14 protein-coding genes are annotated in these 14,315 nt (G+C 41.1%); 11 read left to right on the top strand and 3 right to left on the bottom strand.

The window, feature by feature from the left end:
- Positions 1-12: 12 nt before the first annotated feature.
- The 9 genes from nuoI (at position 13) to IMO47_RS19180 (ending at position 9,228) form a co-directional block, all read left to right on the top strand.
- Entirely contained in the window at positions 13-555 is a 543-nt protein-coding gene (nuoI, locus tag IMO47_RS19220; protein ID WP_196077635.1) for an NADH-quinone oxidoreductase subunit NuoI, read from the top strand.
- Positions 555-1,073, top strand: a complete 519-nt coding sequence (nuoJ, locus tag IMO47_RS19215) for an NADH-quinone oxidoreductase subunit J (RefSeq protein WP_171066809.1) — start codon at positions 555-557, stop codon at positions 1,071-1,073. The genes nuoI and nuoJ overlap by 1 nt, the downstream gene beginning before the upstream one ends.
- Complete coding sequence (gene nuoK / locus IMO47_RS19210; protein ID WP_004827952.1) at positions 1,073-1,381, top strand: NADH-quinone oxidoreductase subunit NuoK; 309 nt, start codon at positions 1,073-1,075, stop codon at positions 1,379-1,381. The genes nuoJ and nuoK overlap by 1 nt, the downstream gene beginning before the upstream one ends.
- On the top strand, positions 1,378-3,267 hold the full coding sequence (nuoL, locus tag IMO47_RS19205) for an NADH-quinone oxidoreductase subunit L (protein WP_196077634.1): 1,890 nt from the start codon (positions 1,378-1,380) through the stop codon (positions 3,265-3,267). The genes nuoK and nuoL overlap by 4 nt, the downstream gene beginning before the upstream one ends.
- Positions 3,268-3,274: 7 nt before the next feature.
- On the top strand, positions 3,275-4,885 hold the full coding sequence (gene nuoM / locus IMO47_RS19200) for an NADH-quinone oxidoreductase subunit M (RefSeq protein ID WP_196077642.1): 1,611 nt from the start codon (positions 3,275-3,277) through the stop codon (positions 4,883-4,885).
- A 2-nt stretch (positions 4,886-4,887) separates the two neighbouring features.
- Positions 4,888-6,444: an NADH-quinone oxidoreductase subunit NuoN gene (gene nuoN, locus IMO47_RS19195; protein ID WP_196077633.1), complete on the top strand. Its 1,557-nt coding sequence runs from the start codon at positions 4,888-4,890 to the stop codon at positions 6,442-6,444.
- Between the two features lie 120 nt (positions 6,445-6,564).
- Entirely contained in the window at positions 6,565-7,200 is a 636-nt protein-coding gene (upp, locus tag IMO47_RS19190; protein ID WP_196077632.1) for a uracil phosphoribosyltransferase, read from the top strand.
- Between the two features lie 64 nt (positions 7,201-7,264).
- The gene (locus IMO47_RS19185; protein WP_196077631.1) at positions 7,265-8,434 is read left to right on the top strand and encodes a hypothetical protein; all 1,170 of its coding nucleotides are present in this window, start codon (positions 7,265-7,267) and stop codon (positions 8,432-8,434) included.
- 56 nt (positions 8,435-8,490) lie between these two features.
- Entirely contained in the window at positions 8,491-9,228 is a 738-nt protein-coding gene (locus tag IMO47_RS19180; protein WP_196077630.1) for an excalibur calcium-binding domain-containing protein, read from the top strand.
- Between the two features lie 44 nt (positions 9,229-9,272).
- On the opposite strand, the gene gigC is transcribed toward IMO47_RS19180, so the two are convergent.
- Complete coding sequence (gene gigC, locus IMO47_RS19175; RefSeq protein WP_196077629.1) at positions 9,273-10,154, bottom strand: LysR family transcriptional regulator GigC; 882 nt, start codon at positions 10,152-10,154, stop codon at positions 9,273-9,275.
- A gap of 82 nt (positions 10,155-10,236) precedes the next feature.
- Between gigC and IMO47_RS19170 the strand changes: the two genes are divergently transcribed.
- Positions 10,237-10,998, top strand: coding sequence for a ferredoxin--NADP reductase (locus tag IMO47_RS19170; protein ID WP_196077628.1), 762 nt, complete (start codon positions 10,237-10,239; stop codon positions 10,996-10,998).
- An 83-nt stretch (positions 10,999-11,081) separates the two neighbouring features.
- Here IMO47_RS19170 and thiO read toward each other — a convergent pair whose 3' ends face one another.
- Together thiO and hemB are read right to left on the bottom strand one after the other, a co-directional pair.
- Positions 11,082-12,197 carry a glycine oxidase ThiO gene (gene thiO / locus IMO47_RS19165; protein ID WP_196077627.1) on the bottom strand — a complete coding sequence of 372 codons (1,116 nt, stop codon included), beginning with the start codon at positions 12,195-12,197 and terminating at the stop codon, positions 11,082-11,084.
- 307 nt (positions 12,198-12,504) lie between these two features.
- Positions 12,505-13,518 (bottom strand): porphobilinogen synthase, encoded by a 1,014-nt coding sequence (gene hemB / locus IMO47_RS19160; RefSeq protein ID WP_196077626.1) that lies wholly within the window; start codon positions 13,516-13,518, stop codon positions 12,505-12,507.
- A gap of 99 nt (positions 13,519-13,617) precedes the next feature.
- On the opposite strand from hemB, the gene IMO47_RS19155 reads away from it, so the two are divergent.
- Entirely contained in the window at positions 13,618-14,151 is a 534-nt protein-coding gene (locus tag IMO47_RS19155) for a thioesterase family protein (protein ID WP_004827972.1), read from the top strand.
- The last annotated feature ends 164 nt before the right edge of the window (positions 14,152-14,315 follow it).

Raw genomic sequence — 14,315 nt, 5'->3', positions numbered from 1 at the left:
AGGGAGTACAAAATGTATAAAATTCTAGCTGGCGTAGGATCAATTGTTCGTTCGTTGTGGATGGTGTTTAGCCATGTCACACGTAAACGCGATACGATTTTATATCCAGAAGTTCCAGCCGAACAAATCGTACCTCCACGTTACCGTGGTCGTATTGTACTAACACGTGACCCAGACGGTGAAGAGCGTTGTGTTGCGTGTAACTTATGTGCGGTTGCATGTCCTGTTGGCTGTATTTCATTACAGAAAGCTGAAAAAGAAGATGGACGTTGGTATCCAGAGTTCTTCCGTATTAACTTCTCACGCTGTATTTTCTGCGGTATGTGTGAAGAAGCATGTCCAACAACTGCAATTCAGTTAACTCCAGACTTTGAGCTTGGTGAATACGTACGTCAAGATCTTGTATATGAGAAAGAAAACTTACTCATTTCAGGACCTGGTAAATATCCTGACTACAATTTCTACCGTGTGACTGGTATGGCAATTGACGGTAAAGAAAAAGGTCAGGCGCAGCGTGAAAGCGCACCTGTAGATGTACGGAGCTTATTACCATGATGTGGCCATTTTATTTAATGGCTCTTGTGGCCATTGTTTCTACGGTTCGTGTTGTAACCAACGCGAATCCTGTACATGCTTTATTAAGTTTAATCGTTTCATTACTTGCCGTTGCAGGAATGTTCTTGACGATTGGTGCACCATTTGCAGCTGCACTTGAAGTGATTGTTTATGCCGGTGCGATCATGGTGTTGTTCGTATTCGTAGTGATGATGCTCAATCTTGGTCAACATACAGTTGATCAAGAACGTAAATGGTTGACTTCAGATGCTTGGGCTTACCCAGCACTCATGAGCTTTTTAATGGGCTTGTGTTTGGTTTGGGTTTTGGGTTCAGATCATGTACAGCAAGGTGCTGTACTTGGAACTCAAGTCATTGGTCCTAAAGTTGTTGGTCAAGCACTCTTTACCCACTATTTATTATTGGTTGAAGTTGCCGCAATGTTATTGCTTGCAGCCCTGGTTGCAGCATTCCACTTAGGCAAACGTGAACCAAGTGCAGAAGAGGATAAACAGTAATGGGCAACATTCCTTTAGAACATGGTTTGATCGTTGCATCTATTCTTTTTGCACTGGGTTTTTACGGTGTAATGGTGCGACGTAATTTATTATTTATGTTGATGAGTCTTGAGATCATGATGAATGCAGCAGCATTGGCATTCGTTGTGGCAGGAAGTGCATGGGCACAACCTGATGGTCAAATTATGTTTATTTTGATCCTTACTCTTGCCGCGGCAGAGGCGTGTATCGGTCTTGCGATCGTCCTTCAGTTCTACCATCGCTTCCATCATCTGGATGTAGATGCTGCTAGTGAGATGCGCGGATGAGCTATTTATATTTAACTATTTTATTTCCGCTCATTGGTTTTGTCCTTTTAGCGGCAGGACGTAATAAACTTCCTGAAAATGTAGCAGCCATTATTGGTGCAGGTTCTGTTGGACTCTCTGCATTATTTGCATTGATTGCAGGCATGGACTTTGTAAAACAGGGTTCAGTTGCTCAAGCACAGCATTTGTGGACTTGGTTTAATGTTGGCGGTTTTGCGCCAGGCGTAAGTCTGCATCTTGATGGTCTATCATTATTGATGATGGGCATGATCACGGGTGTAGGTTTCTTGATCCACATCTTTGCAACCTGGTATATGCGTGGAGAAGAAGACTTCGCTCGATTCTTCTCATATTTCAACCTGTTTGTTGCCAGCATGTTGGTGTTGGTATTGGGTGACAACCTCGCGTTGTTATTCTTGGGTTGGGAAGGCGTAGGTCTGTGTTCTTACCTATTGATTGGTTATTACTATCAAAACCCTGCAAACGGTTTTGCTGCAATCAAAGCATTTACAGTAACCCGTGTGGGGGATGTGTTCTTACTCATCGCATTGTTCTTGCTTTACCAACAGTTTGGTACCTTGCATATTGGAACAATTGTCGCCAATGCTTCACAAGTTTTAGCGCTTGATCATAACCTTGCGCTTTGGACTTCATTGATGTTGTTCTTGGGTGCTGCGGGTAAATCTGCGCAAATTCCATTACAAACATGGTTGGCAGATGCAATGGCTGGTCCTACACCAGTATCTGCATTGATCCATGCTGCAACGATGGTGACCGCAGGTGTTTACCTGTGCTGCCGTATGTTCTCAGTGTTTGAAATGACACCAGAAGTGATGCAGTTCATTTCGATTACTGGTGCAGTGACATTATTGGTTGCAGGTTTTGCTGCATTGGTACAAACAGACATCAAACGTATCTTGGCTTACTCAACAATGAGTCAGTTGGGTTATATGTTTATGGCTGTAGGTGCTGAAGCATATCAAGCAGGTTTGTTCCATATGCTTTCACATGCATTCTTCAAGGCACTCTTATTCTTGTCTTCTGGTGCGGTGATTCTGGCTTACCATCATGAGCAAAACATCTTTAAAATGGGTGGCTTGTTCTACAAAAACAAATTCTTATTCGCTTGCTTCGCAATTGGTGGCGGTGCACTTGCTGCAATTCCATTTATTACGATCGGCTTCTTCTCTAAGGATGCAATCTTGGGCGCTGTTTGGGCACAAGGTCAATCTGTAGCATTGTATGGTTCATTGTATTGGGTCGGTGTTGCGGGTGCATTCCTGACTTCGATTTATACTTTCCGTTTAATCTGGGTGGTATTCTTCGGCGAAGAAAAAACGCATTATCACGAAATCAAAGGTGCGACTTATTGGGCGCCTTTAGGTATCTTGGCTGTTCTTTCAACTGGTTTGGCTTATTTCTTAAAAGCGCCAGTCATGAATGTTTTAAATGCGGCTCATATTCCTGCATTTGAAGTATCACAAGCAGTCGAAGAAGGCATGCATGGTGCAGAACATCTCGCTGTTGGTATTGCATTGGCTGGATTAGCAGTGGGTGTCGTATTATTTGCATTTGCTTATAAAGCAGTTAAAGGTTTTGCTGCCACTTCATTTGGTGCCGGACTTGCGAATATTTGCCGCAATGCATTTGGTTTCGATTCTTTATACAACCTTGTATTCGTTCAACCTTATTTGCTTATTGCGAAAATCTTAGGTCGTGATCCAATTGATGGCTTGTGGCTTGTATTACCCGCAATCGTGAAAGGTGGTAATAAATTTACAAGTACCCGTCAAACAGGTTCATTACGTGAATATGCATCAAGTATGTCACTCGGTGTAGTGGTATTGCTGATGATCTTGATCGTGATTCAGGTAGTGGGGAAATAAGATGGAAATCACAAACAATTGGATTTTACCCGCACTGATTCTTGTACCTTTTATTGCAGGCTTCGCGTGTTGGTTAGTCGACAAACTGGATAAACATTTACCTCGTTATATCGCATTGGTGGGTATGCTCATTACGTTGGGCTTGACCTTCATATTGTGGAAACAAGGTGGATATGATTATGCCTTAGGCGCGAAAGCGCCAACCTGGGCTGCTGAGTTCTATGTTCCTTGGATTAAAACACTGGGCATTAACATTCACTTGGCAGTCGATGGTCTTTCGCTTCTTATGGTCGGTTTAACAGCATTACTTGGTGTACTTGCTGTAGGCTGTTCATGGGGCGAAATCCAAAAGAACGTTGGTTTCTTCCACCTAAACCTTTTATGGTCATTGGGCGGCGTAATCGGGGTTTTCCTTGCAATTGATATGTTCTTGTTCTTCTTCTTCTGGGAGATGATGCTGGTTCCTATCTACTTCTTGATCGCGCTTTGGGGTCATAAAGGTGCAGATGGCAAATCACGTGTTTATGCAGCAACCAAGTTCTTTATTTATACCCAAGTTGCAGGTCTCATCATGCTTGTTGGCATATTGGGGCTGGTGATCATTGGTTATAGCGCGGATGGTCGAATTGAATTTGGTTATACTCACTTGATGGGTGTTGCCAATGCATTGGATGCTGATCCTCGCACAGCTGGGTATGCTTATGCATTGATGATCTGTTTGTTTATCGGTTTTGCCGTGAAACTTCCGGTCTTTCCATTGCATGGTTGGTTGCCAGATGCCCATGCGCAAGCTCCGACAGCGGGTTCTGTAGACCTAGCGGGTATTCTGATTAAAACTGCTGCATACGGGTTACTTCGTTTTGTAATGCCTTTCTTCCCAGCAGCATCTGCACAGTTTGCTGATATTGCAATTATTTTCGGTTTGATTGGTATTTTCTACGGTGCTTGGTGTGCTTTCCAGCAAACAGATATGAAACGTTTGTTGGCGTATACGTCTATCTCTCATATGGGCTTCGTATTACTTGCACTTTATGCTGGTAATATCCTGACATTCCAGGGCTTAATGATCATGATGTTGGCACATGGCTTGTCATCTGCTGCATTGTTCATTATGTGCGGTCAGGTTTATGAACGCTTGCATACTCGTGATTTACGTTTGATGGGCGGTATCCGTGGTCAGTTCCAATATTTACCATTCTTCTTGATGTTCTTTGTATCTGCGCTTGTAGGTATTCCTGGTCTAGGTAACTTTATCGGTGAATTCCTGATCCTTATGGGTTCATTTGCGAAGTTCCCAACATTTACAATTATTGCTGCGATTAGCCTAGTTTTTGCAGGTCTTTATGGTCTGATCCTGATTCATAAAGCATTGTTCGGTACACCAAATGAAGCACAGAAACCACATTATGAAAGTCCGTTAAAAGATTTGAATACACGTGAAACTGTGATCTTATTGGTGTGCGCACTCGGCTTACTTTGGTTAGGTGTTCATCCACAAACATTCCTTGATATTTCAAACTCAAGTATGGCGTGGTTAGCAAATAGCTATATTCCAGTTCAAGAAATTGTCGATACAACTCAGCAAGTTGTATCTCAACAAAATGTGGAGATCCAATAGTCATGAACTTCACTATGTCATTTTCGGATCTCATGCCTTTAGCACCAGTTTTTATTGTTGCATTGACAGCGGTTGTGGTGATGATTCTGATTGCGATTAAACGTAATCACAATCTGATCGCAACGGTTTCGGTGATTGGTTTAAACCTTGCTTTGGCAAATATATTATTTACTTTGTTCGGCAAGGCATTTGTCCCTGCACCTGTAATGAACATGTTTATGGTTGATCCATTTACATTGTTCTATCAAGTGATGATTTTAATTGCAGCATTGGCATGCTGTACATTGTCCCATGCCTATATTGAAACCTATAAAGACAACCGTGAAGAATTGTACCTGCTGATGCTGATTTCAGTTTCCGGTGCAATGCTGATGGTCGCAAGTTCTCATTTTGCATCGTTCTTTATCAGCCTTGAATTGATGTCAATTCCTGTATATGGCTTATTGGCATATACCTATCAACGTGGTAAATCGCTCGAAGCAGGTGTAAAGTATCTTGTACTTTCTGCGACAGCGTCTGCTATGTTGCTGATGGGAATGGCTTATGTCTATTCAGCAGTCGGTTCTCTTTCATTTGCAGGTCAAATTGATGATCTGTTCTGGAAATTGACTAAAACTCAGAATCCAGAACTGATTATGGCAATCCAGTCGGCATTAGGGCAATATCACCAACTGATCGAAACACCAATGGTTATTATTGGTTTAGGTCTGATAATTGCTGCTGTTGCATTTAAACTTTCTCTTGCGCCATTCCATAAATGGACACCAGATGTTTATCAAGGTGCGCCTGCACCTATTGCGACGTTCCTTGCAACTGTTTCAAAAATTGCAATGATCGGATTGCTGGTACGCTATTTATTATCTTCAGGCGTTATTGGCATTGAATCGATTCAAACGGTAATTGTCGTTATTGCCGTTCTTTCAATCCTTGCAGGTAACTTACTTGCAGTACGTCAAGTGAACTTGAAGCGTATTTTAGCGTATTCATCGATCGCTCATTTTGGTTATCTGCTTCTTGGTTTAGTGAGTGCTTCATTCCTTAGCCTGACATCTATTGGTGTATATGTATTTACTTATGTGATTACAACCATTGGTGCTTTCGGTGTCGTTGCCTTGATGTCCAGTCCATACAATAATGTTGATGAAGCAGAGTCACTGGCGGATTACCGTGGTTTGTTCTGGCGTCGCCCTGTACTGACTGCAACTTTGACAGTCATGATGTTATCTCTAGCAGGTATTCCTTTGACTGCCGGTTTCATCGGTAAGTTCATGTTGGTGATGACTACAGTGTCTCAACAACACTGGTTCTATGCGGCAATGATCATCATTGGTAGTGGTATTGGTCTGTATTACTACCTACGTGTCATGATCGTTCTGTATATGACACCACCTGATACACCACGTATTGATGCAGATAAGCATTGGGGACAAAAAGCAGGCGGTATTATGGTGCTTCTTGCTGCCTTGTTGGTACTGGTATTTGGTATTTATCCAGATCCGATTATCGCTTTGGCGCATGGTGCTCAAATCGTTGCTCCTTTGCATATCATTTTGCAATAATCTGATGAAAGTCAGTTATTAACAAAAAAAGCCCTCATTTGTTGAGGGCTTTTCTTATCTCTTATATGAAAAACATTTATAATAGCTGAAATTTACTTTTATCCTTTTAGGTAATCTCCTGTGTCAATTCAAGAAATCCGTCATCCGCTTATCCGTCATAAACTTGGTCTGTTACGCCGTGCTGATATAAGTACCAAGAACTTTCGTGAGCTTGCTCAGGAAGTGACTATGCTTTTGACTTATGAAGCGACTAAAGATTTACCCGTATGTGATCATGAGATTGATGGCTGGAACGGCAAAGTAAGTGTAGACCGCATCGCGGGTAAAAAAATTACGGTTGTGCCGATTTTACGTGCTGGTATTGGCATGTTGGAGGGTTTTTTAAATCTTATTCCAAGTGCTAAAGTTTCAGTATTAGGTCTTGAGCGTGATGAAGAGACTTTGCAAGCGCGTACCTATTATAAAAAATTAGTTCCAGATGTTCAGAACCGTTTGGCAATGATCATTGATCCAATGTTGGCAACAGGGTCGTCTCTGGTTGCTGCAATTGATGTATTAAAAGCCAGTGGCTGTAAAGATATTCGTGTGATGGTATTGGTTGCGGCACCTGAAGGAATTAAACGTGTTGAAGAAGCACATCCTGATGTCACGATTTTCACTGCATCCATCGATCAAGGTCTCAATGAAAATGGCTACATCGTACCAGGCTTAGGCGATGCGGGTGATAAAATTTTTGGTAGTGTGCAAAAAGATTAAAATTTAGTATGATCAAAGGAGGCGATAGGGGCCTCCTTTTTTTATTCTAATAAATGAGAAAAAAATGTTTCGTAAGGGGATAGTTATTTTCTATGATGAAAAATCTGCTAAGGGTTTAATAGAATTAAAAAACGATCATCAACAAGTTGTTTTTAAATTAGAAGATTTTTCAAACCAGACTGTTCTCCCACAACTTGGAGAGCGGATCAAGTGTGTTGTGCTTGAACAGAATGGAGAAGTTTTAGCTAAATTTATTGTACGTCTGGATCATAAAAACTATGTTACTGACCCAACCCGATCTTTACCCGTTCTGCATTTATATGAAGAAAATGTCTATGAAAATTTAAGAAAAGCCCGAAAGGCACATAAAAAAAGACGTCTGATCGCAGAAGATGATTGCTATTCCCCAATCGCCAGACACTCTGAACAAAACACTGCAACAGCACTGCAATCACAGTTTGCCTATGAAATTATTCAAACGCAATCAGCATCCCTACAGAATGAGAAGTTCGAGCGGATTAATCCTAGGCAATCAGCTCAAGAAATTACCGCACCTGTTCATGTTAAAGATATTCAGCCAAATGCGGCGACGGCAGTATTTCCAAACCTGCCTTTAACAGAAGAGATTGAACTCACAAAGAATAAGCAAAATCTAAATGAATTAGACGCTGTTGAGAATTATTGCAATGTTGAATCATTTAATACCTTTCAAGTCACTCAGAAGGAACAGCCCGTCCAAAAGGCGAAACGTGTTGGTTTGCTTGATTTTACATATGTTAATCAAATGCCTGAAAGAAATGAAAATCATGATCAACAACAGCCAATAGAGCAACATCAAGTAATAGAGCAGCAGCCAAAATCAGATATCGATGCAGATCTACCTATGGCGATTACATCCGAAACAGTGGGTATGAGTCATTTGACTGATCAGAAAGTACTGCAACAGCATATTGGTTTGAATGGCTTGCAACGATTCTATCAAAACATCAAAATTCAATTCTTATATGCTAAACGTACACAGCCGAAGAAGAAAACGGCTTCTGAAGCGGTTATACGTTTGAATCCATGGATTGTGATTATCGGCATTGTTTTATTTATCGGTGTAAATTGTGTGATGTATGCCATGGATCGTTACAAGCAGTACAAGATTGAAAGTGCAATGAAGTTACAACAATATCAACAGCAACAAAAAGATGCAATTAAACAGCAGAAACGTGAGGCTTACTCGCGCTAAGTCTCTGAAATGAGTAAAATATATTGTGATTCATAAGTATTTATAAGAGAAATGCTATGTTTTATTTGGGGCAAATCATTGAGTATCATGATGATAAAGGATACGGGCTATTATTGGATCATCACTCTGCGCAAACCGTGGCGTTTTATATTGTCGATTTTCCTAAAGAAGGGGGACAGCCAAAAAAAGGTGAAACTATAAAATACGTTGTGGTCAATGATAAAGGTACGTTTAAAGCTCATCAAATGATTCGTTTGGATGTAGCGATGAGTAATGATTTAAAAAATAAAAAGGTCGATATTGATAAGCAAAAAAATATTTTAAGGCGAAGCCAAAATGAGGGGAGAAAATTCGGATTTGTTTCGATCGTTATTTTGGTGATGGTTTTCGGATTTGTTTATTTCAGTTTTGCAGCTTGGACCCAATATCAAAGTTACCAAGACGAGCAACACGCAAAATTTGCACTGTTTGAACAGCAGCAGAAACAAGTCATCGAACAGCAACGTAAGGACATTGGTCATGTCAAAACTGTTAAATTTAGTGAAAAATCCGAAAATACTTTAAATGGCAAAAGTGATTCATTGCATTTACACAGTGCGCCAACCTCAGCCATTTCGCCGAACAGTGTTAAGGTCGCCTCCACGCATCCCTCGCCTTACCGCTGTGATGGAAGAACCCATTGTAGCCAGATGAGTTCCTATGAAGAAGCAGTGTTTTTTATTCGAAACTGTCCAAATACTCAAATGGATGGTGATCATGACGGGATACCATGTGAGCGGCAGTTTGGTCACTAAGCCATTCAAAAAGCAAAATAAAAGCTCCACGTGGAGCTTTAAATTTATTTTTTTTCACAAAATTTCATGAATGCCCTTAAACCAGGACCTTGATACTTTTGACGGTGTACCAACATGAACAATGGACGAGTCAGTTGCCAGAAAGGAGTATTTAGAATCACCAATTGACCTTTATCCAGTAAAGGTTGAATGGCCAATTTGGAGATACATGACATGCCCAATCCCCCCGCCACAATCTTCAAAATAGCTTCATTATGCCCCAGAGTTAAGCGGATATTGGCATCTTCAAGATCTTTAAGAATCGCATTGTCAAATACTTCACGTGTTCCAGAACCTTCTTCACGTAAAATCCATTCAACATGCTGAAAGTCAGATTGTCTTAGATCACGATGCAGGTTAGCCAGGGGATGACTAGGTGAACAACATACCGCAAGCTCATCATCACGCCAATGTATACACTGTAACTGAGGTAAGAAGCATGAGCCTTCAATTAAAGCGAGATCAAGCTGAAATTGATTGACCGCTTCAATCATTTGACGCGTATTGCCGACCTGAAGCTGTAAATGGGCCTGAGGTTGAATTTGTAGAAAATCAGCCATTAAATCGGGCATCAAGTAATCACTAATGGTCAGTGTTGCCCCGATACGTAAGTCAATGCTTTGTAATTCACCTTTGGCTGCTTGTTCAAAAGCTTCACAGCGACCTAAAATTTCGAGGGCTTGAGGCAATAGAAATCGTCCCAAATCATTTAATTGTAATCGTTTGCCTAAACGGTCAAACAGAGGAGCACCCAAACCATCCTCTAAGTCTGCCAAAGCCATACTTGCTGCACTTTGAGTTAACCGAACTGCATCACTGGCTTTGGTTACAGTACCTTCCTGAGCGACAGCAACAAACACCGCCAATTGGCGTAAAGTCATTCGCATAAGTAGAGCCTTAACATTTTAATATTCATACATTATATAGTCATGCTACCATGAGGACCATGTTTCATGCCACGAAGAAATTATGTCAATTGAAAAATTTAGCATAGAAAAGGTCTTATCTGTTCATCGTTGGACGAATACGCTTTTCAGTTTCACCATGACTCGACCCGCTCATTTTAAATTCACCGCAGGGCAATTTGCTCGAATCGGTTTAAAAGTCGGTGATGATTTAGTGATCAGGGCATATTCCGTGGTTTCTTCACCGTTTGATGAAACACTGGAGTTTTTTTCAATTGTTGTGCCTGATGGTGCATTCACATCAAATTTAAAGCATCTCAAAGTGGGTGATGAACTGTATTTGGAAAAAATTCCCTATGGATTCTTAACTTTGGCCCGCTATCAATTGCCCCTTCCGCAAGACTTGTGGCTACTGGCTACTGGTACGGGACTGGCCCCATTTATTTCGATGTTACAAGACTTCGAAACATGGTCAAAATACCAAAAAATCAATTTGGTCTATAGCGTAAGAACAGCATCTGAATTGGCCTATGTTGATCGTATCCATGAGATCGCCGAACAATTTGGTGAAGGGCATGACGGATTCAAATTTATTCCGGTTATCACCCGTGATCCACATGCTGCTTTACATGATCGTTTACCCATTTTGATTGAAAATGGTGCGTTGGAAAAAGCCGCAGACTTACAATTCAATGTAGAAAGCACACATGTGATGCTGTGTGGTAATCCACAAATGGTGGATGATACCAAAGCGGCGCTTAAAGCCCGTGGTTTAACCATGAATCGCCGTGGTGAAGGCAATATTGCTGTTGAAAACTATTGGTAAATGCACTATTCAGACTGGAGAAAAATATAAATTATCGTTCTCACACAATTTGAAAACTATTTTCTGGCATATTAAAGGATCGCTCAAGCTCCTTCACTGAGCTTCAACCGTTCAGTTGAATAGGCTTTGGCATCGACCAATGTTTGCTGTTTTAAAATCAATTGTCTGAGTAATCGTGCTGAAGCTGGTCCCATACATAAACCATTGCGATAATGTCCAAAGTTTGCCCATAAATTATTTAAATCAGGCATTTTTCCAATATAGGGAATGCCTGTGGGCGAGCTTGGACGTAGACCCGCCCATTGCTTCACAATTGGAAAATTAGCCAATTCAGGCACCATTTCAATACACGCTTTATAAATGTTTTGTTGAACTGTAATGCTTGGGCGATGGTCAAAACCAAGATGGTTCATGCTTGAACCGCAAACGATATGTCCATCTGTGCGTGGAATCAGATACATGACGTTGTTCATGCACATGGTGGGCAGCCAGTTTTCAGGAGATTTAAACAACATCATTTGTCCCTGAACAGGTTCAACAGGAATTGATACCTGTAATTGCTCACTCCAACAATTCGACCAAGCACCTGTCGCAATTACAAAATGATCCGCTGAAAAATGTTGACCATTTGTGGTTTGAACAGATTGAATCTTTTGATTTTGAATATTAAATTTCTCGATCCATGTGTTTTCTCGAATTTCAACCAAAGGATGTTGCTTTAAATAGCTGACCAGTGATTTGAGTAGCCGAGGATTTCGTACATTGGCCAATTGAGGAAAGTAGATCGCGTGTTGAAATTGTTCTGAAATCTGGGGATTGACTTGTTTGAGTTTTTCTCTGGTTAGGTATTCACAATGCTGCATGGGTTCTTGGTATTGGTCTTTGTAATTGAGTCCAATCTCAAAATCGGCTTCATCGAAAATCAACATGCCAGTTTCATGAATCTGGAAATCTATGCCTGTTTGAGGAAGCAGCTTTTTATTCCAATCTTGATAAAGTTGCTTGCCATATTGGGCCAGATGATTGACTTCTCGAGGGTACCGCCAAGGGTACATTGGCGAAAGAATACCACCGCCTGCCCAAGAAGCCGCTTGCCCAGCATGTTGTTGATCGAATAGGGTGACTGTACAGCCTTGTTCAATAAGTTCAAGTGCGCTGAGTAAGCCACTTACTCCAGCACCGATAATGGCAATATGCATTGTGTATTCTGTAAATGTAATGAAATTCGAAATTTACGGTCGTCCAAAGTATATTTCTGTACGATGACGTCATACCAAAATGATTCATATATCCAGATTAGGCTTCGGTTCGACCTACTTTTGTTGCGGCAAAATGAGAAGCGAAACTTCGCAAGAAAACCATTGTCATCCCCTGAACGCGTTCACAACCAATAAGTGAAGATGTTCGTCGCAAAAACGTTACGTTTTAAATGCAACCCTGTCTTGGACAACAGGGGATGACATTCATGCGTATCATATTATGTATGGTAACGAGAAGAGAGTGAATTTACTTCATCTTTTTTAATTGACGTGCCGCTTCTTCAGCATAATAGGTCCAGATCCCATCTGCTCCGGCACGACGGAAGCACATCAATGATTCCATAATGACACTCTCGGATAACCAACCATTTTGAATCGCAGCAGCCAGCATGGCATATTCACCACTGACTTGATAAACGAAAGTTGGAATACCGAAAGTGTCTTTGACTTCACGAACAACATCCAAATATGGCATACCGGGTTTGACGATCACCATATCGGCGCCTTCCTGAATATCGAGGGCAATTTCATGGAGAGCTTCTGCACGATTGCCGACATCCATTTGGTAATTGTACTTATTACCACCTTTTAGGTTGGACGATGAGCCAACCGCATCACGGAATGGACCATAGAAGCTTGATGCATATTTTGCTGAATACGCCATGATGTTGGTGTAAATAAAACCGTTACTTTCTAATGCTTGGCGAATAGCACCAATACGCCCATCCATCATGTCGCTTGGTGCAATCACATCGGCACCCGCTTCAGCATGGCTTAAGGCTTGTTTGATCAGGCACTGTACAGTTTCATCATTCAACACATAGCCCGTTTCATCGATGATGCCATCTTGACCATGCGTGGTATAAGGATCTAAAGCGCCGTCAGTGATCAGCACCATTTCAGGAAGCTCTTTTTTCAAAAGACGTAAGGTATTTTGAACTAATCCGTCTTCATGCCATGCCGCTTCAGCTGTTAAACTTTTGTCTTCTTGTGGTGTGACTGGAAATAGGGCAAGTTTTGAAACGCCAAGTTCTAATAATGTTTCCGCCTTTTTCAGCAATAAATCTGCTGATAAGCGTTGAACATTTGGCATACTTGGTACATCTTGGGTCTGGTTTTGTCCTGGAAGTACGAATACTGGATAGATGAGATGGTCTGCTGTGAGTTGAGTTTCTCTGACCATCGCGCGTAGTTTATCGTTTTTACGGATACGGCGCATACGAGTGGCTGGGAAAGCAGGACGATTGAACGTATAAGTCATAACAATCTCGATGTTCAGTATTAAACTAGGCACATATTGTAGCCCTTTCATATATTTTTTGGGAAAAAGCTGACGTTTTTTCTCATTATTGGTTTCGAAATGATGATGAGTGATTCTCCAAAAACCGATTCTGCGCAGAGCGAATCACAAAAAAAGTGGACTGGAAATTTACATTTAGGTGCGAAAGCAGATTTAAATGTCGTCCTTAATCAGTTGACCAAAGCGTTTAATGGTTCGCCTTATTTTTCGCATAACAATATGCAAATGCGTGTTGTCAATGACGAAATTGAAGGTTATATCGAAATGAAACCGTACTTGATCGGCAATGTTGCGTTTCAAATTTTACACGGGGGTGTTGCTGCAACACTTTTGGACAGTATTGGTGGAATTGTTGCAATGGGGGAGTTGTATAAACGAGCTGAACCTGACCAGTTACCCGACACACTCAAAAAAGTCTCTCGACTGGCTACCGTGGATATGCGTGTAGATTATCTAGCCCCGGGGCGTGGTGAATATTTTATTGCAAAAGCTGAAACCTTAAGAATGGGACGCAAGGGTTGCACCATGCGTATGACCATGGTCAACAATGAAGGTAAGGCGATCGCAACTGCAATCGCATCCTATGCCTATTGATCACGATGTAAAAGTGTACTAATCAGTACACTTTTGTATTCTTTATGTCAAGATAAGTCATCGGAAAGCATATTTGGATGGCTTAGTTGTTTTTGAAAAAAATATGGATATCAATAACATTCGTATATTTTATAAAGATAAACTTTAGAGTAATATTTTTATTC

The organism is Acinetobacter sp. Res13-Abat-PEC15-P4-01, from assembly GCF_015676285.1.
GTDB classification, from domain to species: domain Bacteria; phylum Pseudomonadota; class Gammaproteobacteria; order Pseudomonadales; family Moraxellaceae; genus Acinetobacter; species Acinetobacter nematophilus.
This window is presented reverse-complemented; position numbering and strand designations above follow the sequence as displayed.

Excerpts from the sequence above, each read along its gene's own strand:
- nuoI (WP_196077635.1), top strand. The coding sequence starts at position 13 with ATGTATAAAATTCTAGCTGGCGTAGGATCAATTGTTCGTTCGTTGTGG.
- IMO47_RS19170 (WP_196077628.1), top strand. The coding sequence starts at position 10,237 with ATGTCAATTGAAAAATTTAGCATAGAAAAGGTCTTATCTGTTCATCGT.
- IMO47_RS19155 (WP_004827972.1), top strand. The coding sequence starts at position 13,618 with ATGATGATGAGTGATTCTCCAAAAACCGATTCTGCGCAGAGCGAATCA.
- gigC (WP_196077629.1), bottom strand. The coding sequence starts at position 10,154 with ATGCGAATGACTTTACGCCAATTGGCGGTGTTTGTTGCTGTCGCTCAG.
- thiO (WP_196077627.1), bottom strand. The coding sequence starts at position 12,197 with ATGCATATTGCCATTATCGGTGCTGGAGTAAGTGGCTTACTCAGCGCA.
- IMO47_RS19180 (WP_196077630.1), top strand. The coding sequence starts at position 8,491 with ATGTTTTATTTGGGGCAAATCATTGAGTATCATGATGATAAAGGATAC.
- nuoL (WP_196077634.1), top strand. The coding sequence starts at position 1,378 with ATGAGCTATTTATATTTAACTATTTTATTTCCGCTCATTGGTTTTGTC.
- nuoJ (WP_171066809.1), top strand. The coding sequence starts at position 555 with ATGTGGCCATTTTATTTAATGGCTCTTGTGGCCATTGTTTCTACGGTT.
- hemB (WP_196077626.1), bottom strand. The coding sequence starts at position 13,518 with ATGACTTATACGTTCAATCGTCCTGCTTTCCCAGCCACTCGTATGCGC.
- nuoK (WP_004827952.1), top strand. The coding sequence starts at position 1,073 with ATGGGCAACATTCCTTTAGAACATGGTTTGATCGTTGCATCTATTCTT.
- IMO47_RS19185 (WP_196077631.1), top strand. The coding sequence starts at position 7,265 with ATGTTTCGTAAGGGGATAGTTATTTTCTATGATGAAAAATCTGCTAAG.
- nuoN (WP_196077633.1), top strand. The coding sequence starts at position 4,888 with ATGAACTTCACTATGTCATTTTCGGATCTCATGCCTTTAGCACCAGTT.